The organism is Reichenbachiella sp., from assembly GCF_039941815.1.
Lineage (GTDB): Bacteria > Bacteroidota > Bacteroidia > Cytophagales > Cyclobacteriaceae > Reichenbachiella.
Genome location: NZ_JBDVDW010000032.1, coordinates 275392 through 299121, shown reverse-complemented (window position 1 = coordinate 299121; position 23730 = coordinate 275392). Strand labels below are relative to the sequence as shown.

22 protein-coding genes and 1 tRNA gene are annotated in these 23730 nt (G+C 41.3%); 10 read left to right on the top strand and 13 right to left on the bottom strand.

Translation table 11 applies throughout. The features are described from left to right. Positions 1-138 precede the first annotated feature (138 nt). Genes ABJF11_RS08565 through ABJF11_RS08555 form a run of 3 tightly spaced genes read left to right on the top strand, consistent with a single transcriptional unit; the run spans position 139 to position 2182 of the window. Positions 139-1416, top strand: coding sequence for an MFS transporter (locus ABJF11_RS08565; RefSeq protein WP_348119391.1), 1278 nt, complete (start codon positions 139-141; stop codon positions 1414-1416). Continuing rightward, the gene (locus tag ABJF11_RS08560) at positions 1376-1822 is read left to right on the top strand and encodes a GNAT family N-acetyltransferase (protein ID WP_348119390.1); all 447 of its coding nucleotides are present in this window, start codon (positions 1376-1378) and stop codon (positions 1820-1822) included. The genes ABJF11_RS08565 and ABJF11_RS08560 overlap by 41 nt, the downstream gene beginning before the upstream one ends. A 33-nt stretch (positions 1823-1855) precedes the next feature. Next, positions 1856-2182: a TfoX/Sxy family protein gene (locus ABJF11_RS08555; protein ID WP_348119389.1), complete on the top strand. Its 327-nt coding sequence runs from the start codon at positions 1856-1858 to the stop codon at positions 2180-2182. Here ABJF11_RS08555 and ABJF11_RS08550 read toward each other — a convergent pair. Further along, the gene (locus ABJF11_RS08550; RefSeq protein WP_348119388.1) at positions 2177-3295 is read right to left on the bottom strand and encodes a TRAP transporter substrate-binding protein; all 1119 of its coding nucleotides are present in this window, start codon (positions 3293-3295) and stop codon (positions 2177-2179) included. The two genes, ABJF11_RS08555 and ABJF11_RS08550, sit on opposite strands and share 6 nt — an antisense overlap. 215 nt (positions 3296-3510) lie before the next feature. Here ABJF11_RS08550 and clpB point away from each other — a divergent pair, with 215 nt between their 5' ends. The 5 genes from clpB (at position 3511) to ABJF11_RS08525 (ending at position 8898) form a co-directional block, all read left to right on the top strand. After that, complete coding sequence (gene clpB, locus ABJF11_RS08545; RefSeq protein ID WP_348119778.1) at positions 3511-6126, top strand: ATP-dependent chaperone ClpB; 2616 nt, start codon at positions 3511-3513, stop codon at positions 6124-6126. Between the two features lie 279 nt (positions 6127-6405). After that, on the top strand, positions 6406-7296 hold the full coding sequence (locus ABJF11_RS08540; protein ID WP_348119387.1) for an MBL fold metallo-hydrolase: 891 nt from the start codon (positions 6406-6408) through the stop codon (positions 7294-7296). 69 nt (positions 7297-7365) lie between these two features. Then, positions 7366-7938, top strand: coding sequence for a 3'-5' exonuclease (locus tag ABJF11_RS08535; RefSeq protein WP_348119777.1), 573 nt, complete (start codon positions 7366-7368; stop codon positions 7936-7938). A 33-nt stretch (positions 7939-7971) separates the two neighbouring features. Beyond that, positions 7972-8053, top strand: a tRNA-Leu gene (locus tag ABJF11_RS08530). An 89-nt stretch (positions 8054-8142) separates the two neighbouring features. Further along, positions 8143-8898: a class I SAM-dependent methyltransferase gene (locus ABJF11_RS08525; RefSeq protein ID WP_348119386.1), complete on the top strand. Its 756-nt coding sequence runs from the start codon at positions 8143-8145 to the stop codon at positions 8896-8898. Between the two features lie 28 nt (positions 8899-8926). Here the strand turns inward: ABJF11_RS08525 and ABJF11_RS08520 are convergent, their stop codons facing one another. The 3 genes from ABJF11_RS08520 to mfd all read right to left on the bottom strand — a co-directional run bounded on the left by ABJF11_RS08520 (position 8927) and on the right by mfd (position 13649). Continuing rightward, positions 8927-9586, bottom strand: a complete 660-nt coding sequence (locus ABJF11_RS08520) for a carboxypeptidase-like regulatory domain-containing protein (RefSeq protein WP_348119385.1) — start codon at positions 9584-9586, stop codon at positions 8927-8929. Positions 9587-9643: 57 nt separating this feature from the next. Next, positions 9644-10228 carry a DUF2867 domain-containing protein gene (locus ABJF11_RS08515; protein ID WP_348119384.1) on the bottom strand — a complete coding sequence of 195 codons (585 nt, stop codon included), beginning with the start codon at positions 10226-10228 and terminating at the stop codon, positions 9644-9646. A gap of 61 nt (positions 10229-10289) precedes the next feature. Continuing rightward, a complete protein-coding gene (gene mfd / locus ABJF11_RS08510; protein ID WP_348119383.1) occupies positions 10290-13649 on the bottom strand; it encodes a transcription-repair coupling factor in 3360 nt (1119 codons plus the stop codon). A 381-nt stretch (positions 13650-14030) separates the two neighbouring features. Here mfd and ABJF11_RS08505 point away from each other — a divergent pair, with 381 nt between their 5' ends. Next, entirely contained in the window at positions 14031-14255 is a 225-nt protein-coding gene (locus ABJF11_RS08505) for a hypothetical protein (RefSeq protein WP_348119382.1), read from the top strand. A 30-nt stretch (positions 14256-14285) separates the two neighbouring features. Continuing rightward, positions 14286-15053 (top strand): S1/P1 nuclease, encoded by a 768-nt coding sequence (locus ABJF11_RS08500; protein ID WP_348119381.1) that lies wholly within the window; start codon positions 14286-14288, stop codon positions 15051-15053. Between the two features lies 1 nt (position 15054). Here the strand turns inward: ABJF11_RS08500 and ABJF11_RS08495 are convergent, their stop codons facing one another. From ABJF11_RS08495 to glpK, 9 genes are all read right to left on the bottom strand, one after another. Further along, a complete protein-coding gene (locus tag ABJF11_RS08495; protein WP_348119380.1) occupies positions 15055-15999 on the bottom strand; it encodes a pyridoxal-phosphate dependent enzyme in 945 nt (314 codons plus the stop codon). Positions 16000-16040: 41 nt separating this feature from the next. Then, the gene (locus tag ABJF11_RS08490; protein ID WP_348119379.1) at positions 16041-16949 is read right to left on the bottom strand and encodes a glycerophosphodiester phosphodiesterase family protein; all 909 of its coding nucleotides are present in this window, start codon (positions 16947-16949) and stop codon (positions 16041-16043) included. Then, a complete protein-coding gene (locus tag ABJF11_RS08485; RefSeq protein WP_348119378.1) occupies positions 16946-17746 on the bottom strand; it encodes an MIP/aquaporin family protein in 801 nt (266 codons plus the stop codon). Before ABJF11_RS08485 ends, ABJF11_RS08490 begins: the two co-directional genes overlap by 4 nt. Next, positions 17743-18258 carry a hypothetical protein gene (locus ABJF11_RS08480; protein WP_348119377.1) on the bottom strand — a complete coding sequence of 172 codons (516 nt, stop codon included), beginning with the start codon at positions 18256-18258 and terminating at the stop codon, positions 17743-17745. The genes ABJF11_RS08485 and ABJF11_RS08480 overlap by 4 nt, the downstream gene beginning before the upstream one ends. 3 nt (positions 18259-18261) lie before the next feature. Next, positions 18262-19020: an exodeoxyribonuclease III gene (locus ABJF11_RS08475; RefSeq protein WP_348119376.1), complete on the bottom strand. Its 759-nt coding sequence runs from the start codon at positions 19018-19020 to the stop codon at positions 18262-18264. Beyond that, positions 19017-19778, bottom strand: coding sequence for a TMEM175 family protein (locus ABJF11_RS08470; protein WP_348119375.1), 762 nt, complete (start codon positions 19776-19778; stop codon positions 19017-19019). Before ABJF11_RS08470 ends, ABJF11_RS08475 begins: the two co-directional genes overlap by 4 nt. A gap of 127 nt (positions 19779-19905) precedes the next feature. Further along, a complete protein-coding gene (locus ABJF11_RS08465) occupies positions 19906-20358 on the bottom strand; it encodes a hypothetical protein (RefSeq protein ID WP_348119374.1) in 453 nt (150 codons plus the stop codon). A gap of 15 nt (positions 20359-20373) precedes the next feature. Then, a complete protein-coding gene (locus ABJF11_RS08460; protein WP_348119373.1) occupies positions 20374-22023 on the bottom strand; it encodes a glycerol-3-phosphate dehydrogenase/oxidase in 1650 nt (549 codons plus the stop codon). Positions 22024-22094: 71 nt separating this feature from the next. After that, positions 22095-23579 carry a glycerol kinase GlpK gene (gene glpK, locus ABJF11_RS08455; RefSeq protein ID WP_348119372.1) on the bottom strand — a complete coding sequence of 495 codons (1485 nt, stop codon included), beginning with the start codon at positions 23577-23579 and terminating at the stop codon, positions 22095-22097. Positions 23580-23730: the final 151 nt, after the last annotated feature.

The following is a 23730-nucleotide window of genomic DNA, read 5'->3' as shown; positions in this document are numbered from 1 at the left end:
GAACATCTTTTTTGTTTCGATACCCGTAACTAGTCTCTATGGTTTATTTAACCAATTGAGTTTGCTTATCGCTAGATAGAGTGACTTCATCTGAGAAACTAAATTATATTGATTGATTAATGCAAATTGCGATCAATCATGAGTCAACAAACCGAAAGCATGATCAAAAGACAATTCGAGGCATATCTAAACTCTTATCAGGGTCTATCCAGAGAAATCTGGTTGCTATCAGTCATTACTTTTATCAATAGAGCCGGCACAATGGTAGTACCATTTTTGTCACTCTATCTAACATCTAGTCTTGGGTATTCACTATCACAGGTGGGTTGGGTCATGACAGCCTTTGGCAGTGGCTCTATCTTTGGGTCATGGCTAGGTGGAAAATTGACTGACAAAATTGGTTATTACAAAGTTATGCTAGTTAGCCTGATTGGATCTGGCGCAGTCTTTATTGCAGTCCAGTACCTCACCGACTTCTGGTCTTTGATAACCGGCATATTTGTTTTGATGGTTATCGCAGATATGTTTAGACCAGCCATGTACGTGTCCATAAGAGCTTACAGCAAACCAGAAAATAACACGCGTTCGGTTACCCTTATTAGACTAGCTATCAACCTTGGCTTTTCGTTTGGACCTGCGGTGGGCGGAGCCATCATTGCTACATTAACGTATGGCACACTTTTTTGGATTGATGGGATTACCTGTCTATTCGCAGCCATGTTGCTACTCGTTTTATTGAATGAAAAGGACGGTACCCCTATACAGGAGAAATCTCAAAAAGATGTAAAGCAGCAATCCGCTTATACAGATGTATCCTATTTGGTCTTCTTGTTCGTAGTATTTATAACTGCGTTAGTTTTTCTTCAAATGTTTGCCACGGTGCCTTTATACTACAAGACGGTTCATCAAATGAGTGAAGGTCAGATTGGTTGGCTGATTTCCTTGAATGGTATGATTATCTTTTTGTTTGAAATGCCACTTATCAGCTGGCTCGAAAGAATCAGATTATCTAAACCCACTATCTTGTGGATAGGTACTCTTATTCTAGGCCTCGGTTTTTGGGTATTCAATTTTTCTGATTGGGGAGGGATATTGATCATAAGTATGGTCTTTATTACCGTTGGAGAAATGCTGGTGTTTCCGTTTGCCAACTCGTTTGCAATGGAAAGATCTCAAAAAGGAAAAGCAGGAGAGTATATGGCCTTGTTTCCAATTGCATTTTCGGTTGCACATATTATAGGACCAAACATGGGTATGCAGTTGATAGAAAACTATGGATATAATTTTACGTGGAGTGTGGTCTTCGCTGTGAGCGTATTGGGGCTCCTACTTTGTTATTATTTAAGATATCGATTGAAAGCTGAACAGTCAGAACATGAAAATAGAAATCAAGACCTTTCAACAGTTGTCACTTGATGAGCTTTATAGAATACTAAAGACTAGAGTCGATGTATTCGTGGTAGAGCAGAATTGTGCCTATCCCGAACTAGACAATCAAGATCAAGAAGCTCATCATTTATTGGTTTCCGATGACGAAAAATTGATGAGCTATTTGAGAATTTATTATCCTGAAAACTCTAGGGCAGCCATTGGGAGAGTGGTGACCCCAGAGGAATATCGAGGGCAGGGGCTAAGTCGAAAAATGATGGAGGCAGCGTTGGAATTTCTGGAAGACAAATCAGCTATAGGCGAGATATACCTGCAAGCACAAAAGTACCTTGAGAAATACTATGCCTCTTTTGGTTTCAAAAAATCGTCAGAAGTATATCTTGAAGATGGTATTCCCCACATTGATATGATTAAATCAAACACATTGAAATAGAAAATTATATTATTCACTACGAAGAATTTCAACATGGCTTACAATGAAGAACTCGCATCTAGAATTAAGCAGCATCTATTACCGTTTGGTGGTGACATTACTGAGAAGAAAATGTTCGGTGGATTGTGCTATTTGTACAAGGGCAAAATGAGTGTTGGTATAGTCAAAGATGAATTGTGCGTGCGAGTGATTTCACCGAAGGATCAGGAAGAACTAAAAAGAGATCATGTACGCCCGATGGACTTTACAGGAAAGCCGATGAAAGAATTTGTCTTTGTGAGTGCAGAAGGTTTTCTCAGTGAGCCAGATTTGGCACATTGGGTTAATCTTGGAATTGAGCACGCTGAATCGAAACTATAGCACTTCTCTGTAGTAATACTTCTCGCTTATTTCCGACCAACCGGAGATCTGTTTCTTAAACGCAGAATAGTGCTCATAAATCTTTTTGCTTTGCGCGTCTGATTCCACTAGTTCCAGAATCACTTCCTCAGCAATTTTTCGTAGTGGTTGTAATACTTCTTTAGAAAAAGGCCTTATATCGACTTTCTCTTCTTTCATCTTTTGAAGATAGATAGCATTTTTTTGTTCGAACTCCAGCAGCATCCATTGATTTAGTCGATAAATGGCAGCACGAAGAATTTCTTGCAAGTCTATAGGTAGTTCGTGAAATTTGTCCTTGTTCATAATCATTTCCAACACGGTACCTGGCTCATGCCAACCAGGATAGTAATAGTGTTTGGCCACCCGGTGAAACCCCATCAGGTAATCATGATATGGACCGATCCATTCTGTTGCATCGATCACCCCACGTTCTAGATTGGTAAACAATTCTCCACCTGCGACCAGCACAGCAGTACCACCTGCTTTGTTGATGATCTTACTTCCTAATCCAGGCATTCTCATCTTCAACCCTTGATAATCTTCAATGGTATTGATTTCTTTATTATACCAGCCTCCAGCCTGAATCCCTGTATTTCCTCCAGGTAATGGAATAAGATTAAATGGCTCATAGATTTCATCCCAGAGTTTGTTAGCCTCACCATTAATAATCCAAGTATTCATTTGTTGAGCATTCATCCCAAATGGCACGGACGAAAAAAATTGCGCTGCTGGAATTTTACCAGCCCAATAGTATCCGGATCCGCTGGCCATTTCCACTGCTCCATGGCTCACAGCATCGAAACATTCTAGCGAGGGAATTAACTCCCCTCCCCCGTAGACTTCAATTTTCAATCGATCACCACTCATTTGTTCCACCCACTTAGCGAGAAGTTTGCAACCCTCACCTAGCACCGGAAAATTTGGCGGCCAGGTCGTTACCATTTTCCATTGGTAACTATTGTTAAAGTTGATGTATGGAGTATCCGAAACGGATTTCTTATCAGCAGCGCAAGATGAGAGTAGCGTTGTGGCGCTTGCGGCAGCGATGGCTCCTGCTGATTTGATGAATTTTCTACGGCCTTTTTCAGACATAATTTATGATAGTATTGAGTCATCCGAAATTAGAACAATAAATGCAAACCACCTAGATCTCATGGCATACCTGTCAGCTGATGCTGTAAAAATCAAGACACAATGTCTTGATAATGAGGTAGTAAGAGGATAATTAAGTCAAAATGTCTGAAAAATTAACAAATAGTGATTTGGATGGAAATTTGATCGAGGCATTCTATAAAACCAGAAGAAGCATGAATTTTAATAACTATACAGTAAAATCGCAAGAAGTAATTAATAAGGCGGGAGAGCTAGTATTGGCTAATGGCCAGCAAGCCATAGAGCCGGCACACCTTTTTCAAGCCATATTGACTACTGATGAAAATGTCATTGGATTTGTCTCTAAAAAACTGGGAGTAAACAAAAATCAATTGGCAGAGAAAATCGACGCTCAGATTTCAACCTATGCGAAGGTTTCAGGTCAGCAACCCTATTTATCAAATGATTCTGCTGCGGCATTGACGAAGGCTGAGTCGCTTGCGAAAAAGCAAGGAGATGAATTTGTAGCCATAGAGCATATTATACTGGGAATATTAGGCGGAAAGGAAAAAACCGCCAGCATACTGAAGGAAGCCGGATTCAATCAAAAAGAACTTGAAACGGCGATTGATGAACTAAGAGGAGGAAATAAAGTGAACAGTCAAAACGCAGAATCAAATTATCAGTCATTGGAGCGCTATTCAAAAAACTTGAATCAGCTGGCCAAAGATGGCAAAATTGACCCAGTCATAGGTAGAGATGAAGAAATCCGCAGAGTGTTGCAAATTTTGTCGCGTAGAACAAAAAACAATCCGATGCTCATAGGTGAACCAGGAGTAGGTAAGACAGCGATAATCGAGGGGATGGCCCAGCGAATTGTGGATGGAGATGTTCCCGAAAACCTTAAAACTAAGGTGCTTTATTCGCTAGATATGGGAATGCTCGTAGCAGGAGCAAAATATAAAGGAGAATTCGAGGAAAGACTAAAAGCTGTAATCAAAGAAGTGACCGATTCGGCTGGTGAGATCATTCTATTTATTGATGAAATTCATACTTTAATTGGTGCTGGAGGTGGAGAAGGCGCGATGGATGCGGCTAACCTATTGAAACCAGCTCTTGCCAGAGGCGAGCTTCATGCCATAGGTGCGACTACCCTCAAGGAATATCAAAAATACATTGAGAAGGACAAGGCACTCGAGCGACGTTTTCAAACAGTAGTGGTAGATGAACCCAATGAAGCGGATGCCATTTCTATTCTTCGCGGTATCAAGGAAAAATATGAAGTACATCACGGTGTAAGAGTAAAAGATGATGCTGTGATTGCGGCAGTTGAGTTGTCGAGTAGATATATTTCCGATCGGCAATTGCCTGATAAAGCTATTGACCTCATGGATGAGGCTGCTGCCAAACTTAGGATAGAAATAGACTCACTTCCGGAAGAACTCGATGAGCTCCAGCGTAGAATCATGCAAATGGAAATCGAAAGGGAAGCTATCAGAAGGGAAAAAAACAAAGACCGCGAAAAAGCGCTGTCGAAAGAAATCTCAGCATTAGCCGAAAGACGTGATGAGCTAAAAGCAAAATGGGAAAACGAAAAGGCGGTGATAACCGGAATTCAAACGGAAAAAGAAAATATTGAGAAATATAGGACGGAGGCAGAGAAGGCCGAGAGGGATGGTGATTTTGGCAGGGTGGCTGAGATCAGATATGGAAAAATACAGGAAAGCGAGAAAAATCTAGAAGACTTCAAGTCTCAACTGGCCACCATGCAAGGAGAAAGCTCGCTATTAAAAGAAGAAGTTGATTCAGAGGACATTGCAGAGGTGGTAGCCAAATGGACAGGTATTCCAGTTCAGAAAATGCTCAAGAGTGATCGTGAAAAATTACTTCACCTGGAAGAAGAGCTTGGCAAAAGAGTAGCAGGACAAGACGAAGCCATCGAAAGCATCTCGGATGCTGTTCGGCGAAGTCGGGCAGGGATGCAAGATCCTAATAGACCGATTGGCTCATTTATTTTTCTCGGTACAACTGGCGTGGGTAAGACAGAATTGGCAAAAGCGTTGGCAGATTACCTGTTCAATGATGAAAACGCCATGGTCAGAATCGACATGTCTGAATATCAGGAAAGTCATGCGGTGAGCAGATTAATAGGTGCACCTCCTGGATATGTGGGATATGATGAAGGCGGCCAGTTGACAGAAGCCGTAAGGAGAAAACCATATTCTGTTGTCCTCCTCGACGAGATTGAGAAGGCGCACCCCGATGCGTTCAATATACTCTTGCAAGTCTTGGATGATGGACGACTCACAGATAATAAAGGGCGAGTGGCCAATTTCAAGAATACGATTATCATAATGACGACCAATATTGGTTCTCACTTGATTCAAGAGAACTTTGATAAACTCAATGGGGAAAACGAAGAGGCCATAATCGAAAAGACAAAACGTGAAGTCTTTGAATTGATGAAACAATCGGTGCGACCAGAGTTTTTGAACAGGGTGGATGAAACCATAATGTTTAGACCATTGACGAAAGAAAACATTAGGAAAATTGTCGGAATCCAATTCAAACTGATTCAGAATCGTCTTGCTGAAAGCGGGATGAAACTAGAAGGATCAAATCAAGTACTTGATAAACTAGGAGAACTGGGTTTTGACCCACAATTTGGTGCCAGACCGCTGAAGAGAGTGATGCAAAAACTGATTCTTAATGAGCTATCAAAACAAATCTTGTCTGGCGCGATTAGCAACGAGTCGGTCATTGGGATGACACTGAATAATGATAATGAAATAGAGTTTATCAATCTTGATGACGTAAAAATCACAGAGTAGTCAGTGCATAATATACTTATGCCTAAGATGGTTTTTAACAAATTTTAATACCAGTTGGTATTTTTTGGCATGGAGATTGAATATAACAATTTGAGTTTAGATTAATTAACACTGCGCGGCTGACGGCCGACGCGGTTCTCAATTCGAGATTGAGATTAGTTGATTGGTTATGTTTTGAGTTTTGTCCCGGGGGTGGTTCCCCGGGATTTTTTTTGTTCATACCAGGCATAGGTTTATGTGGATAGATTAATTGAAGTATATTTATTCAAACTTAATATTATGCTTCAAATAGAACTAATCGACCTTCATTTTCAACATCTGGATCATGCCATTGGAGCTTACTTGATTCCCACTGTCGACGGCCCAATTCTCATCGAAACCGGACCTTATTCTACTTTTATAGAGCTGAAGCAAATGATAGAGAGTAATGGCTATCAGCTTAGCGATATCAAACATGTATTTCTGACGCATATTCATTTGGATCATGCTGGTGCGGCCTGGGCCTTTGCTGAGGCTGGAGCAAATATTTACCTGCACCCTTTTGGGGCAAAAAACATGGAAGATCCGTCAAGGTTGATGGAGTCTGCCAAGAGAATTTATCAGGATAAGATGGATGAGTTGTGGGGCCAAATGAAACCTATTCCTGCCCATCAACTTATTCAGGTAGACGATCTTCAACGTATTGAAATAGGAGACTTAACCCTTACAAGCCTACATACCCCGGGACATGCCAAGCATCATATAGCGTGGCAAATAGAGGATGTGATTTTTACTGGAGACGTAGCGGGAGTAAAGATTGATGGCGGTCCAGTTGTCCCACCATGCCCTCCTCCAGATATCAATATCGAAGATTGGAAAAACTCTATATCTATTCTTCGTCGGGCAAAACCTAAAGCCTTGTATCTAACACACTATGATAAAATAGAAAATATCGACGAGCATTTGGATCAACTCGAACAGATTTTGGATGATTGGGCTCGTTGGATTAAAACACAAATGACTGGCGGTCTGACCAATGAAGAAATGGTGCCTATCTTTATGAAATATACAGCCGATCAGTTGCGAAAAGCACGACTAAACGAATCCGGAATTACATTATACGAGGCAGCAAACCCATCGTGGATGAGCGTAGCAGGACTCGTGCGCTACTGGACAAAAAAAGAAGCATAAACTAAAAACCAATAACCTACCTAACATGAATACCTATAAAAGTATTGTTTTTCTAGACATCGAGCCGCCATCTATTCCGAATTTGGAAAAATCATTTGCATATCGGTTGGAATCTTGTACCGCGATGCTGATGACCAGCTAAACATAAGAATCAAAGCTATCAGGTCACACAGCGAACGTGAGCTTTTAGAGGAGTTTGTTTCTCTGCTGCATGAAAAAATGGACGAACCGAATATTCAACTTTGTGGCCACAATGCAAAGGAGTTCGATATTCCGTATATCTGTAGACGCATGATAATCAATAGTATCAAACTGCCATCTTATCTTCAGATATCGGGAAAAAAACCGTGGGAGATAAAACACCTCGATACCATGGAGATGTGGAAATTTGGAGATTATAAAAACTACACCTCGCTAGCACTACTTGCTGAAATTCTAGATGTCCCTTCTCCTAAAGATGATATCGATGGCAGTGATGTCAATCGAGTATACTATCTGGAAGATGGACTGGAGCGAATTTCTAGATATTGTAACCGTGATGTATTGGCGACAGCTCAAGTTTTCCTAAGATTGCAAGGGGGTGATTTGATCGAAGAGGCTTTCGTTCAATACGTGGATGAGAAAAGTATAATATCTGATTAACAATTCGAAAATTAATCTACTTTTGCTGCTCTCGCGCATGTGGTGAAATTGGTAGACACGCTGTCTTCAGGAGGCAGTGCTTTCGGGCGTGGAGGTTCGAGTCCTCTCATGCGCACACAAAAAACCAGGCAAATATTAGCCTGGTTTTTTCATTTAATGGAAGAGCCCTATGACAGAATCGTAGAATTATCGAAATTGTACGGTATGAAGAATCCACTCGATAGGTTTTCAATACAATCAGAAGCATACAAAAAGTATCGCCCAGTTTACCCTGCAGCTCTGTATAATGAAATCCTTAGCTTGGTGAATCAAAGAGAAAAATGTTGGGACTGTGCCACCGGCAATGGTCAGGTGGCAGAAGTACTTTCGACGGAATTCCAGCAAGTGGAGGCTTCGGATATCAGCGAAAAACAACTTGAACGTGCACCAAAAATTTCAAACGTTAATTATTCTATTCAGAGAGCGGAAAGAACAAGCTTTCCAGATAGTCAATTCGATTTAATTACCGTAGCTCAAGCCATACATTGGTTTGATTTTGAGGCTTTCAATCAAGAGATTAAACGATTGGCCAAACCTGGAGGGATCGTTGCAATTTGGGGCTATGCTCTACTCAAAGTTCAGCCCGGTATAGATGAAATCATCACAGATTTTGACGCTAATATTGTTGGGCCATATTGGGATGTGGAGCGGAGACATATTGACGCTGAATACGATACGATTCCATTTTGCTTTAACCCTATTGAAGCTGGTAAACAATTTGCGATCGAAGCAGTTTGGAACACAAATCATCTGGAAGGTTATTTCAATTCCTGGTCTTGTGTTCAAAACTATAAACAGAATAATAACGGAGAGAATCCAGTACCTGATCTCATGATAAGACTAAAAGAATATTGGTCGGAGGGAGAATCGAAAAAAGTAACTTTTCCTGTTTTTCTCAAAATGGGTCGAATAGAGAAGTAGAACTTTGTGAGCGACAGTCAGGACATACTTATTTAGCGGGGACATAGAAAAGGTTATTTGATAGTGAGTCTGTTTTGACACGATTTAGATTTAATCCATTCAGATTGTAAGATTTATTCTGTTGATTGAGTTTTTTGATGCTCCTAATCAATCCTTTGTTTGGGTCAGAAGAAAATAACGTAATACCCCGAGGCTCTTTTATATAATTTTTAAAATTATCCAAACTGTTCATTTCAGGGACATATCCTTTCCTATATAGCATGGTCGAGTAAGCCACATTGTTGACTGCGTTGGCCTCCTCCTTGGTTATTTGCACCTCATGCTTTAATATTTCCAGTTTGAATTCATCTTCAGGCATGTATTCGCGAATGATAATTTCCTTCATGAGATTTTCCTTTGGGGATAAATAGATGATTAATCTATTTTCAGGTCTGTCTAATACTTTGAGTGCATACCTATCAAAATTGATATGAGAAAAGGTAAGCGTATCACCCAGACGAACTTTAATTGAAAATTGACCTAAATGATCAGATACCACTTGATCTGTAGACCCAAGGACATGAGCAAACGCAATGGGGAGATGAGTTTTTGCATCTAATATCTGACCAGAGATTCTAAGGTCAGAGATTTGAGCATTTGCCTGGCCCCATAGAATAGTGGCAAACAATGTTGGTAGCAGTTTGAGCATTTAAATGAATGGTTTTATTCATTAATGCCAAAACCGAATGGTCAGACGTATGTTAGTTCATTTGGTCGACTTCCATGCTCTTCCCAAAGCTTTGAGCAAGGTTGGGTACACGATCCAATGCCTGAAAGGTTTGATGGCAAGCATATAGAGTTGACCAAATGTTCCATTCGGTTTCACACAAATGGTCATATGTACTGTGCTGCCATTAATGGTTTCCACCTTACCAAAATGAAGTGCCGCCTGGACGGTTTTGTTTTCGATTTCGAGCAAAGTCTCGTTGGCCAAGTCATAAACCAAATGGAAATTTTCAAAGCCTCCTTTTGGTAAATCATCCGGGTCAAGGCCTTCTAGTTTAGCAAAGCGGGTTCTTAACAACCCTGCTTTTAAAGGAGCTTTGGATTCAGGGCTGTCTTCCCAATGAAAAACCCTACCCATCCAGTTTCTAAGTTTGAAGAGGAGGCCGGCCACCCCTCGTTTTCCAATTTGTCCTATCGCAAGCACAAATGTATCCAACACCTCTTTTGTTGTGTTTTCTTTCTGAACGTGGATGGGGAGTTGCCAGACGTCTTCTATTCTGAAATCGTGCAATAACTGGTGTGCGATCCAAGGTTGCTCTAAGTGGGCATCAGTTGATATTTTCATAGCAGTTTAGATTCTATACTTACCTACGAAATGAGAATAAAATGGATGAGCACGACAGCCCTTATTTTTTCAGACTTATCCAAATATTGTCAAGCTGCTCCACCGCCTTGTCTATGGTTTCTATATCTGCCATTACCAGCATGAGTTTGTCCTTGATTTCCTTCAACTGATATGCTTTTGGGTGTTGTTGCACATAGCTTATGATATGGCCGAAGGCCTGTGACTGATAGTAGGCTTCGTTGTCCTTTCCAGGAAAATAGCAACGCATTTTGCCACTTTTAAGCACCAGTTTTTCAAAGCCCAGATCAATCGACAACCATCGCAGCTTGACAGTTTTGAAAAGATCAATCACCGAATCCGGGATTTTACCAAACCGGTCTAATACGGACTGCTGAAAAATGTTTAATTCTGCATCCGATTTGATGTTGTCAATTTGAGTGTAGATGCTTAATCTTTCGGTGACATTTTTCACATAATCCTCGGGGATCAGAATCTCGAGATCAGTCTCTATGATGCAGTCAGAGATGAGCGCTTTGGTGTCCAGAGCCTGATCTTCAAACAGATCTTTGAATTCATTCTCTTTTAGATCATTGACCGCTTCATCCAAAATCTTATGATACATATCAAAGCCAATATCTGTAATGAAACCGCTTTGCTCACCACCCAAAAGATTACCAGCTCCACGAATGTCGAGATCTCGCATCGCCACCTTGAATCCGTCCCCAAGTTCAGAAAACTCCTCTAGTGCACTCAGTCTTTTTCTAGAATCAGAGGAAAGGTGAGAAGTTGGAGGCGTAATCAAATAGCAAAATGCTTTTTTGTTGGATCGTCCTACTCTACCACGCATCTGGTGCAAGTCTGACAGCCCAAAATTTTGAGCATTGTTGATGATGATCGTGTTGGCATTTGGAATGTCCAATCCAGACTCAATTATGTTTGTGGATACCAGCACGTCATACTCCCCTTCGATGAACTTGAGCATAGTTTTTTCAAGCCGTGGTCCATCCATTTGGCCATGAGCCACCCCAACTCTCGCATCGGGCACGAGCTTGTGAATAATATTTGCAATGCTTTCAATATCGCTGACCTTATTGTGCACGAAAAAAACCTGTCCACCTCTACGTACTTCATAGCTGATGGCATCTCGCGTCATAGTTTCGCTAAACGCGTGAATCTCAGTAGTAACTGGTTGACGGTTTGGTGGAGGTGTTGAAATTACGCTTAGATCCCTCGCACCCATCAGAGAAAAGTGAAGCGTTCTAGGAATAGGTGTGGCTGTCAGTGTCAGGGTATCAACATTTACCTTGAGTTCTTTGAGTTTGTCTTTGATCTTGACTCCAAACTTTTGCTCTTCATCGATGATTAACAGCCCGAGGTCTTTGAAGTCTACATCCTTGTTTACAATCCGGTGCGTACCTATCAGGATGTCTACTTTTCCTTCTTTCACTTTGGCTAAGATCTCTTTGATTTCTTTGGTTGTCCTAAATCGGTTGATATACTCGACCGTGACTGGAAATGTTGCCAGACGATCTTTGAATGTATGGTAATGCTGCATGGCCAGAATCGTGGTGGGCACAAGTACCGCAGATTGTTTTCCATGTACCGCAGCCTTGAATGCCGCCCGAATTGCCACTTCGGTTTTACCAAACCCAACATCTCCACAGACGAGACGATCCATTGGATGTGGCTTTTGCATATCTACTTTTACATCTTCCGAAGCCTTACCTTGATCTGGTGTGTCTTCGTAGATAAATGACGTTTCCAGCTCTGCTTGTAGATATCCGTCTTCTCCAAAACTAAAGCCAGGGGCAGCTTTTCGTTTGGCATAGAGGGCAATCAGTTCTTTGGCAATATCCTTTACCTTTCGACTGACCTTTTTCTTTTTGTTTTCCCACTCTGGTGATCCAAGCTTGCTGACTTGTGGAGGCCCGGTCTCCTTGCCGCTATATTTTGAAATTTTGTGTAAGGAGTGGATACTGATATAAAGCAAATCATCGTCACGATATACAATTCTTACAGCTTCTTGCTTGTTGCCTGCAACCTCTACCATGTCCAAGCCAGCGAATCTCCCTATCCCATGATCAATGTGTACCACATAGTCACCAGGATTAAGAGTACGGAGTTCTTTTAGAGTGAGTGCCTTGGACTTCGAATGCTTCTTTCGGACTTTGTATCGGTGAAACCTTTCGAAAAGTTGATGGTCGGTATAGCAGGTGAGTAGAGTTTCGTTATCCACGAATCCTTCCCTCAACCCAAGTATTAAGGGATTAAATTTGATAAACGGATTGATCTCTTCAAATATAGCCGTGAGTTGTTCTATTGGTTTAGCAGACTCTGAAGATATTAGGGTAGTATATTGTTTCTCCTGAAAGGACTCAAGGCTTTCAGCGATCAACTCAAAGTTTTTATTGAATGATGGTTGTGGGTTTGCATCAAAGTGAATTGAATCTGCATCTTTGAAATAGAACCGATTGCCAAACTCTATTTTCACATATTTGAGAACAGCTTCTTCAAAAGATCCACCAGTCTCAAACAATTCCTCAGATTTCATCGCCAGACTCGCACCACCACTGGCTTCCAATATGGAATCAAAGCTGTCAGTCGCCTTATCAAAAGATTTGTCCAGTACATCCAGCGTATTTTGATAATCCTTAATCCAGATTTTAGAATTGTTGGGGATATAATCCAGAAAAGACTGCCTTGTTTCTTCGAGAAGCTTGGTTTGGATATTAGGAATGATATTGATGGTTTTCAAGGCATCCTTAGACAATTGGCTCTCAGGGTCAAACGTCCGAATACTTTCTATTTCGTCTCCAAAGAGTTCAATGCGATAAGGCAATTCCCCTGCATAGGAATAAATGTCGACTATACCGCCACGGACTGCAAACTGACCGGGTTCATATACAAAATCGTCTTGAACAAAGCCATAAGTCAGGAGAATGTCGGTGAGGAATTCGCTACCCACCTTTTCTCCAACCTTTGCCGTAAAGGTGTTTTGAACAAGGGATTTCTTGTTGATCACCTTTTCTGTTAGTGCCTCAGGGTACGTCACTATAAGTTCGCCAGCAGATGATTTGTTGTTGATGCGATTGAGAATTTCAGCTCGCATGAGAATATTGGCGTTCTCGGTTTCTTCGAATTCGTATGCACGTTTGTAGGAGGAAGGAAACAGGAGCACCTCTTTTTCTCCTAGTAGGTTTTGCAGGTCATTATAGAAGTAAGCCGCTTCTTCCTTCTCGTGCAAAATGAAAATATGGTTTTGATGATTGAGCTGATATAAGCTGGCAGCTACTACGGCATCCATACTTCCCACCAAGCCCTTTAGCTGAAGGGTCTTGTCGTCATTGGGTTTAGTCGCTTCGGCTATAGCTTGGATGTTGGCCTGAGACTTGTATAAGGATAGTAACTCTCTTTGATTCACAATTCAGAAATAAGGCACAAAAGTAAGTCAAAAGGTGAGTCGCTGCGAATTATTTGAAAGAACAATCTATTTCACAGCGTACGCTATCCATGTCCAATAGAAAAATCAGACAAGTTTGGTTATTGAAATATTAATGAATGGAATATTTTTTCTAACAGAGTGAACTTTTTTATATGTAAATACATTTATTAGGCAGAGTATTAATCTATTCATGATCGCGCACTCGCGATTCATTGTTTAAGGTTAGGTTGGTGATTATGGCACGTCTTTCTTCGGGGACGTGCTATTTTTTTGTTTCTTGGTGATAAACTTTCTTGCACACAGCGTCTAATTATTATTGAGCTAAATTGGCATAGAAATGAAATGTACTATCAATAAGGTATGAGTGAATTATCAATTTTTCGAACCTATTATGACCCGCTTGAGGTGGAAGAGCTCATAGAAAAATTACAAAAGCATAATATTTTATTTGAACGAATATTCGAGAAATCAGACCAACTTGATGATTATGTAGGAAGCAATCCATTTGATTCAAAAATCGTCATTTCGATTCGTAAGAGTGATTTTTCTACTGCTGAGGCTATTCTAGACAAGAATTCGGATTAAATTCACATACTTAGGAATAAAAAACTCAAAATGAAAAAATTATTGATTCTGGTTGCGATGGTTGTTTTCAGCAATCATACCGCATTTTGCTGGGGAAAAACTGGACATAGAGTGGTTGGTCAAATCGCATATAATCACCTGACAGCTAAAGCCAAGAAAAACATACAATCGATTCTGGGTAGTGAGCATTTGAATATGGTAGGTAACTACATGGATTTCATTCGTGCTGATAGCTCCAATAATTATATGACTCCTTGGCACTATTGTACAATTCCGGATGGCATGACTTATGATCAAGCCGGTGTGCCAGAGGAGGGAGACGCTATTCAATCCATCAAGAGAATAATTCAGGAGTTAAAGTCCAAAAAATTTACCTACCAATCGGAGATAGAAAACTTAAAATATCTTGTGCATTTGGTGGCAGATATACATCAACCTTTGCATGTGGGCAATGGCGAAGATATGGGTGGAAATGAAGTGCGAGTTAACTTCATGTGGGAAAACTCTAATCTACACCGTGTTTGGGATAGCGGATTGATAGACCACCAACAGTTGAGCTTTACAGAGTATAGCAATTGGATAGACCATGCTGAAGATGACGTGATCACCAACTGGCAATGTGATGATATGATGGTTTGGATTGAGGAGGCGCTAAGTTATAGAAAGAGAATCTACGACATCCCGGAAAGTGGAATATTGCGATATGACTATAACTATGCCAACATATCTATTGTGAATGAGCGCTTGCACAAGGCGGGCATCAGACTGGCTGGCATTCTCAATGAGATATATGGCTAGATTAGAACGGCAGCTTGTCTAGCTGAACATTGCCACCCGTTAATATTACTCCTGTCTTTTTATTTGCAAAGAGCTCTTTTTGACCCAGAAGCGCGGCTACTGCTACTGCGCTTGATGGCTCAATTATTATTTTCATTCTTTCCCAAGTCAAACGCATAGCATCTACGATTTCCTGCTCTTCTACTCTGAAGACATCAGAGACGTGCTCTTTTATGATGTCGAAATTGAGCTCGCCTACAGAAACTAACAATCCATCGGCGATTGAAACGGGGTTCTTTACTCCTGTGAGTTTTCCAGACTTGAAAGATCGATAGGTATCATCCACTGCTGACGGCTCAGCCAGGATCATTTTTGTAGCTGGACTGACATAGCTCAGAGCCAGTGCTGATCCCGCAGCCAGACCGCCACCTCCGACTGGCGATACCATGAAATCCAAATCAGGATACTCTTCAATAAATTCTTTTGCAGCAGTGGCTTGTCCTGCGATGATGCGTGGGTCATGGAATGGGTGGACTTGGATTGCTCCAGTTTTGTCCATGATTTTAGCGCATGCGGCTACTCGTGCTTCTTCTGTGGGTTCGCAAAATGTAATCTCGGCGCCATACTCTTTTACCGCATCTTTTTTGACCTGCGGCGCATTTTCGGGCATTACGATGTAGGCTTTTGCTCCTGCTACCTTCGAAGCGAGCGCTACTGCTTGAGCATGATTTCCAGACGAGTGAGTTACAAAGCCGTTGACTCTGTCTTCTGGTCGGTAGGACATAATAATATTCGCCGCTCCACGCATTTTGAATGCACCTACCTTTTGGAAATTCTCACATTTGAAAAACACCTCGCCTCCAACCATTTCATTGATGGTTTGAGAAGTCATAATGGGAGTACGTACAATGTATTTTTCTATTCGGGTATGCGCACGCTTAATGTCACTTAGACTTGGTATATCCATAGCTTAATTATCCTCGCTTTAAAATTATGCAAGCTTCAAAGTTAATTCGAAATTAATTCTAATACGCGATTTGGGTAATCTGAAATAATGCCATCTACCCCCCATCCAATTACCATTTCTATATCTTCTGGCTCATTGACGGTCCAGGGAATTACTTTAATGCCTTGCGCTTGTAGCCATGCGACCTTATCATGATCCAGCAGCTTGTAATAGCAGCTATAAATCTCAGGATTAAACCCAAGAGTAGTCAGGTTCTGTTCAATGCTTTTTTCGTTTTCAACCAGCGCAGCCAACTTGATTTCCGGATAGTTTTGATGATAATACTTTAGTATTCGAAAATCAAAAGACTGAACGTTGAGCCGTGTGGTATCCATGCTGCTGGTAATAAACTCATAGACCAATCGGGCATATTCATCAGGCTTTGGGTGAAAAAGAGAATCGCCTTCTGGTTGGCTTTTAATTTCAATGTTGTAATTGACCGGATCCAATTGATTTTGATCAAGATATTGGTTGACTGCATCTACTACTTCGCTGAGTAGTGGTTTGTTGATATTGAATTTTTCCTGCTTTGGAAATCTTTCTATGAATTTAGACCCCACATCATATTTTTTGATCTCATCATAGGTCATTTGGTAAATGTTGTGATTGAGTTCATCCTGCTTGGATATTTCCTGGCTGGTAGAGTCCAGCGCCAGATGGGCACCCATGTAGGGTTCGTGGCTTACCAATAGCTCTTTTTCTGCCGTGACAGCTAAGTCTAATTCGAGCGTAGTCACACCCAACTCCACGGCTTTGATAAACGCCGGGATGGTATTTTCAGGCAATAAACCTCTTGCGCCTCTATGGCCTTGCACATCTATCATGGTAGTATTTTTTGTTTCCGACGTAGGCTTGCAGCTAATGAGTAGGCTACCTGTTCCGATAAGTAAAAAACTGATTAGCGTCTTCATTCTTCTTGACTTGAATTTTGTTCTTTTATAGCAAGTACAATCAAAATTACTAAAGCTACAAAGCATGGATACAGAGCAAATATTATGTTTTGATTAAATATGGCTTGATAACCGAGCGTACCTAACATGCCTCCGAGTACGGGGCCCAAGACAGGAATCCAACTGTAGCCCCAGCCTGACTTTCCCTTCCCAGCAATAGGAAGTAGAAAATGTGCGATTCTAGGACCAAGGTCTCTAGCCGGATTGATGGCAAACCCTGTGGTGCCTCCCATGGCCAACCCAATCATACAGATTAGTAGTCCGACTACGAGGGGGTTGAGGCCTTCGGTAAATTTGTTTAATCCCAAAAACGACAAGGCAAAAGTCAGGAGAAATGTACCAGACACCTCGCTAAACAAGTTGGCGAATTTGGATGAAATCGCCGGGCTATTGCAGAAGACACCCAATTTGGTAGCTTGGTCTTCTGTGGCTTTCCAGTGTGGAAGATAGTGTAACCAAACGAGTGCCGCACCAGTCATAGCACCTAAGAATTGTGCCAGAATATAGCCAGGAACCAGCACCCACTCGAAAGACCCGATGATCGCAAAACCTAGTGTTACGGCTGGGTTGATATGTGCGCCAGAGATATCACCAACTGCATATATGGCTAAAGCTACGGCGAGCCCCCAACCTACGCAGATAGCAAGCCAGCTTCCGCCATGGAAATAATTCTTTTTTAGGCTCACGCCGGCATTGACTCCTCCTCCGAGAAGAATGAGTATGGCGGTTCCGATGAATTCTGCTAGATAAATATTCATTTTGATTTCTGTTCCTGACTGATTTTAATGTTTTCAGAGAGCATACTTTTGAGCTCGACTCGCTCCATACTACTCGACTTTCTTAAGGACAGTACAAGGAATTTCTCAGGATTTTTCTTTGGGTAGATAAATGCCCATAGGTCCTGGATTCGATAGTAGCTGAAGTCACCCCATTCTATCACTTTGCATTGTTCGGGAATTTGATGTTTCACCTCTACTCCTTTGCTGTCAATGATGAGTTCAGGATTGCTTGCCTTTTTCATTTTCCAGAGATTTCTAACTTTTATTTTGAAAAGCCAGGTCCGACCAAAAAATATGTACACGAGCGTCAGTGCACCTGCGTAGGTATACTGCTCATCGAACGGCTGGACTTTGAGCCCTGAGTATAGGAGTAATCCGGCTATAATCGTGAGCAACATTGACATGGCTCTTTTCTTAGGGTGATCTGCAATTTTTTGTCCTGCATAAAATGCTTCAAAATCATCGTTGGCAGAAAGGTGTATGGTACTCATTTTCTAGAGGGTAATACTGATTGGACAGTGGTCTGATTCTTTATACTCTGGATGGATGGCAGCAGTCTTGACTTTTGAACTAAAGGATTCACTAACCAAGAAATAGTCAATTCTCCAGCCGATATTTTTTTCTCTTGCACCTGCTCTGTAGCTCCACCAGCTGTAGGCCACTTCCTCAGGATGAAGATGCCTGAATGTATCTATGAACCCTGCCTCAAGAAAATTGGTCATGCCATCAATTTCTATTTGCGTATACCCTGCTGTTTTGTTGTAGTTAGATTTAGGCCTGGCAATATCTATGGGCTGATGTGCTACGTTTAGATCCCCACAGACTATCACGGGTTTTTTGCTCTCTAGTCCCTTTAGATAATCCTTGAAGCAGACATCCCATCCTTGTCTATAGTCCAGACGTCTGAGCTCTCTGCTGGAATTTGGCACGTAGACATTCACAACATAGTAATCTTCAAACTCACTGGTCAATACTCGGCCTTCTTGGTCATGCTCTTCGATTCCTATGCCCCTGGATACAGATAATGCCTTAGTCTTACTTATTGTGCAGGTTCCACTATAGCCTTTTTTGACAGCACTATTAGATTCTACATGATGAGGAAAGTCTTCTCCCAAAGCCTCTAATATTTGGTCATCTTGAGCCTTGGTTTCTTGCAGGCATATAATATCTGCCTGCATGTCTTGGAACGAATCAAGTAGCCCTTTTTTGATGGCGGCTCTAATACCGTTGACATTATATGAAACGATTTTCATTTTATATTCAGATTGATTTTTGATAATAATTTCCTGTTTCTAATACTAAAAGGGATCATCACTACAGGATAAGCCCAATATATAAATCCTCCAACAGTAAAGGCCAAGTTGGGTTGGATTGGCAGGAGGCAAAATAGACTCGAGACTAGTGGAACAGCCGCCATAAGTAAATTGGCCTGCATGCTAAATTTTGTCAGCAGCTTTTCGACCGGAGTTAGCTCTAATTCTTCTGCTCTTTTATAAGCAATAGAATACATGATCGTAAGTGTAATAAATATGCTGGCGGCTCCAAGTCCGTAGATGACCATAAGGTTTGGCGTATCTTCCATTCTAATCACTTCGGTGAAGAGTTGTTGAAAAACTGCCTTGTTGCCAGTAAACATAGCACCAAACATATCGTATAGTAATTGCATCAAAAACTTGAGCGGATAGATATAAAACAATATCAGAAATAGCAATAGAGTATTGACGGCAACAATTTTGGCATCCTTGAAGCCATATCGAATAAAAAATACATAGTGCTGAAACCAAATGAGCATCAGTAGCGCCATGCAGATGGCGAAAGGCACCAGATCATGAATGAAGTGCAGCAATTCAGCGTAGGTCTCTGGTATCGAAGATGAAATAACCAAAAGTGCGGTGGCAATTGCAAAGACGCCATCTGAAAGCGCCTCAATTCTCGTATTGTCCACGCCTCGAAATCGAAACTGTGGTGTTGTGTCTTTGAGTGCTTTTTCTTTTAGTGTGCTTCGAATCAAGGCTGGATTATTTTAATATGAAAATTAGATCATAATTATGTGAATAAAAAAAATGGCAAAAAATCCATCTTGGACCAATTGCCATTTCTTCTTAATTTTACGATTTGTTTTCCTATATGGATATCAATTACTTCTTGAATACAAAGCGAGTGATGTAGATTCCCTTGCCATCAGATTTGCCGGCATCGCTTTCTACCCCACCGGTCACAAACATCAATTCCCAACCTTCCTCAGCCATTTGGTTGAGTTTGGAGGAGATCAGCGCATCATTCGATGCAATATTCTGAAAATTGATTCCAGTGACGCTATAGAAGTTTAATAATTTGGACTCAGAAAACTCATCGACTTTTGCGTCGCCTCTTTTTATATCTTTCTGATCACTTTTTTTACCATCCGTACGGACAGTGGTAAAATCATCAATATTGAGATCTGTTTCATTTTCTATCATTCTTGATCGCCCTATACCCGCTGGTACGATGGACTCCACCACAGTAATTACTTTATAGGTCGGGGCAGATTGCGCATCTGCACCAAATGTAAATACAGTCAACAGGCTTAATGTGAGAAGTAGGTTTTTCATATTTGTTTTATTTAGTTATTTGAAAATTGTGGCTCGTTCAATTTCTTCATTCATACTTAAAATCTCCTTATTCATTTGTTTGGTATCCCAATCGAGCCAGTGTTTCATGTCTGTTGCTACTAAGGCTAGATGATCCTTTACACTTTGAATGTCAAAAAACAATCTACCGGTTCTATGGATAAAAAAATCTGTGAGATGCAACACCATCTCTCTTTCTATGCAGAATCTGACTTCTGCTTTTATTAGTTTGGTCTCCTCTTTCTTACCAGGAAGTTGGTCTGCAAAGCCTAAGATAATAGCTGCCTGATCACCATAAAGATCTACCAGATATCTAATTTGCTCTTTGCTGAATTTGGGATTTTCTTTGTGAAGTTTAGCCTTATAGGCAGATACGGCTCGAGTATCTTTAAAGCTATTTCCATTGAATTTTATCTTCTTTGTTTTTGACTTTGCCTTTTTAGTAATCCCCGATCTTGAGCTCTTCATTTCAAGCACCAGATCAACTGTTCTTTTGGCCATTTTTCTATAACCGGTGAGCTTCCCTCCCGCAATGGAGATCAGCCCTCTGTCGGATATGAATATTTCATCTTTTCTGGAAATTTCAGAGGCAGATTTACCTTCCTCCTGAATCAAGGGTCTCACTCCGGCCCAAGACGACAGGACGTCCTCGGTAGTGAGATGAATAGTAGGAAAAGCTTCGTTGACAGCGTTTATTAGGTAATCAATGTCTTTCTTTTCGGCAGTAGCATCCTGAGGGTTGCCCTTGTAGTTGGTGTCGGTAGTGCCAAGATAAGTTACGTCATTTTTTGGAATGGCAAACATCATACGGCCATCTGGGACATCAAAATAGACGGATTGTTTCACAGGCAGTTGATCGAATGGTACAACAATGTGAACGCCCTTAGTCAGATGCAGCTTGGTCTCTTTGACTTTCTTGTTGAATTTTCGGACCTGATCGACCCAGGGTCCTGCGGCATTCACCACATAGTCCGCATAGATTTTAAAGTCTTCACCTGATTCCTGATCATGACAAGCCACTCCACAGACCTTACCACCTTTGGCCAATAGGTCGGTGCAGGCAGCGTAGTTGAGCACTTGGGTGCCATGTTCTACAGAGGTCTTAATTAGTTCAGTAACCAATCTAAAGTCATCAGTTTGGTATTCGGCATATAATCCGCCGCCCTCTATGATGCTTTGATCCAGCAAGGGCTCAGAAGCCATGGTCTCCTCTACAGACAGCATTTTACGCTGATCTTCCTCTTCTACACCGGCTAGCACATCGTACACCATGAGGCCTACAGAAGTGATAATTTTTCCATAAGTGCCGTCTTTGATTAGTGGTAGAAGCATTTTCTCCGGCCTGACCAAATGAGTAGCCAATTCATGTAGAATGGATCTTTCTTTTCCGACCTCACGGACGAGACTAAATTCAAATTGCTTTAGATACCGAAGCCCACCGTGAATCAGTTTGGTCGACTTACTGCTGGTGCCAGAGGCAAAGTCATTTTTTTCCAGAAGAGCAACCTTCAGGCCTCTTGTGGAGGCATCCAAAGCGATACCAGCCCCTGTGATTCCTCCACCGATAACAATTAGATCAAAATATTCATTTTTTAGGTTTTGAATAATTGATTGACGAGTCTGGTATGAGAAGGATGGTTGTGACATATGTTTTTTTTGCAAAACAAGGAGAATTACTATTAATAGTAATTCTCAAATTGTTATTAAATGTTTACGTTTCATCTGGCCCAGTTCATACATCGTTTGATAGCATTGTGCCACCCGGTGTATAAATAGTCTCTTGTGAAATCGTCCATTTTAGGTTTGAATGTCTTATCGAGTGTCTTTTTCTTTTTTATGTCGGACATGCTCCAAAGTCCACTAGTAATACCTGCAATCATGGCAGCGCCAAGTGCTGTAGATTCTACATTCTTTGGTCGCTCTACACGTACATTTAGGATATCGGCCTGAAACTGCATCAGATAGTCATTGGCTGATGCTCCTCCATCGACTTGCAGCGAATTGAGTTTGACCCCGGAGTCATTGGACATGGCAAACAATATATCTCTGGTTTGATAAGCGAGTGATTCCAATGTGGCCTTGACTATCTCATCGTTTGTGGTGTCTTGAGTGAGCCCAAAAATACCACCTCTGGCGTACATGTCCCAGTAGGGAGCTCCAAGCCCAGCAAAGGCAGGCACCATGTATACTCCGCTGTCTCCCTTGACCCTTTCAGCAATCCTTTGTGTTTCTTCTGCCGAGTTGATCATTTTCAAACCATCCCTGAGCCATTGTATGGCCGCTCCTGCCATAAAAATGCTGCCCTCCAGCGCATACTCGATCTTACCATTGAGGCCCCAGGCTATAGTAGTTAGCAGTCCATTCTTTGAGTATTGAATTTCTTCGCCGGTGTTCATCAGAAGAAAGCATCCGGTACCATAGGTGTTTTTAGCCTGTCCAGGTTCAAAGCATCCTTGACCAAACAATGCGGCTTGCTGGTCTCCAACCACGCCCATGATCGGTATATCTCCTCCTTGAATTTTTGCCATTCCGAAGTGAAAGCCCGAATGTGTCACATCAGGAAGTATTTGTCTTGGAATATCAAATCGTTCTAGCAAGTCCTCATCCCAGTTGAGCTCTGAGATATTGAATAGCATAGTCCTTGAGGCATTAGAGAAATCTGTAATATGTGAATCGCCGTTCGTTAGATTCCATATGAGCCAGGTATCTACTGTACCAAATATGAGTTCACCGTCTTCGGCTTTTTTTCTAGCGCCTTTTACATTATTCAGAATCCAATGAATTTTGGTGGCTGAAAAATAAGAATCTATTACGAGACCAGTCGTCTTGTTAACATACGCTTCAAAATCGTCTTCGTTTTTTAGTGTTTCGCAAAAATCAGATGTGCGCGTGTCCTGCCAAACTATGGCATTATAGACAGGGTTTCCTGTTTTTTTCTCCCAGACAACAGTTGTCTCTCTTTGGTTGGTAATACCAATTCCCAAGATTTGAGAATTGTTGATTTTGCTCTTTTTGATGACCTCATACATCACGTCGAGTTGGGACTTGAGAATATCGTAGGGATCATGTTCTACCCACCCATGTTTGGGGAAAATTTGATTGAACTCCTTTTGAGCCATTGCAACAACCTTTCCTTTATGGTCAAACAGCAATGCTCTAGAACTAGTTGTTCCCTGGTCAAGTGCCAGAATGTATTGTTTCATGGGGGCAAATTTCCATTAATTTAAGTACATTATTCAAATAAATGAATAGCAATGTGCTGCAATCTAGCTAAATGTTGTCTTTCTAATATCAATTCCTTTCATCTAAACTATTTCTTGTCTTTTCATTCATGTTTGGTTGACAACAAGTAGT

Excerpts from the sequence above, each read along its gene's own strand:
- ABJF11_RS08565 (WP_348119391.1), top strand. The coding sequence starts at position 139 with ATGAGTCAACAAACCGAAAGCATGATCAAAAGACAATTCGAGGCATAT.
- ABJF11_RS08560 (WP_348119390.1), top strand. The coding sequence starts at position 1,376 with ATGAAAATAGAAATCAAGACCTTTCAACAGTTGTCACTTGATGAGCTT.
- ABJF11_RS08555 (WP_348119389.1), top strand. The coding sequence starts at position 1,856 with ATGGCTTACAATGAAGAACTCGCATCTAGAATTAAGCAGCATCTATTA.
- ABJF11_RS08550 (WP_348119388.1), bottom strand. The coding sequence starts at position 3,295 with ATGTCTGAAAAAGGCCGTAGAAAATTCATCAAATCAGCAGGAGCCATC.
- clpB (WP_348119778.1), top strand. The coding sequence starts at position 3,511 with ATGAATTTTAATAACTATACAGTAAAATCGCAAGAAGTAATTAATAAG.
- ABJF11_RS08540 (WP_348119387.1), top strand. The coding sequence starts at position 6,406 with ATGCTTCAAATAGAACTAATCGACCTTCATTTTCAACATCTGGATCAT.
- ABJF11_RS08525 (WP_348119386.1), top strand. The coding sequence starts at position 8,143 with ATGAAGAATCCACTCGATAGGTTTTCAATACAATCAGAAGCATACAAA.
- ABJF11_RS08520 (WP_348119385.1), bottom strand. The coding sequence starts at position 9,586 with ATGCTCAAACTGCTACCAACATTGTTTGCCACTATTCTATGGGGCCAG.
- ABJF11_RS08515 (WP_348119384.1), bottom strand. The coding sequence starts at position 10,228 with ATGAAAATATCAACTGATGCCCACTTAGAGCAACCTTGGATCGCACAC.
- ABJF11_RS08505 (WP_348119382.1), top strand. The coding sequence starts at position 14,031 with ATGAGTGAATTATCAATTTTTCGAACCTATTATGACCCGCTTGAGGTG.
- ABJF11_RS08500 (WP_348119381.1), top strand. The coding sequence starts at position 14,286 with ATGAAAAAATTATTGATTCTGGTTGCGATGGTTGTTTTCAGCAATCAT.
- ABJF11_RS08495 (WP_348119380.1), bottom strand. The coding sequence starts at position 15,999 with ATGGATATACCAAGTCTAAGTGACATTAAGCGTGCGCATACCCGAATA.
- ABJF11_RS08490 (WP_348119379.1), bottom strand. The coding sequence starts at position 16,949 with ATGAAGACGCTAATCAGTTTTTTACTTATCGGAACAGGTAGCCTACTC.
- ABJF11_RS08485 (WP_348119378.1), bottom strand. The coding sequence starts at position 17,746 with ATGAATATTTATCTAGCAGAATTCATCGGAACCGCCATACTCATTCTT.
- ABJF11_RS08480 (WP_348119377.1), bottom strand. The coding sequence starts at position 18,258 with ATGAGTACCATACACCTTTCTGCCAACGATGATTTTGAAGCATTTTAT.
- ABJF11_RS08475 (WP_348119376.1), bottom strand. The coding sequence starts at position 19,020 with ATGAAAATCGTTTCATATAATGTCAACGGTATTAGAGCCGCCATCAAA.
- ABJF11_RS08465 (WP_348119374.1), bottom strand. The coding sequence starts at position 20,358 with ATGAAAAACCTACTTCTCACATTAAGCCTGTTGACTGTATTTACATTT.
- ABJF11_RS08460 (WP_348119373.1), bottom strand. The coding sequence starts at position 22,023 with ATGTCACAACCATCCTTCTCATACCAGACTCGTCAATCAATTATTCAA.
- glpK (WP_348119372.1), bottom strand. The coding sequence starts at position 23,579 with ATGAAACAATACATTCTGGCACTTGACCAGGGAACAACTAGTTCTAGA.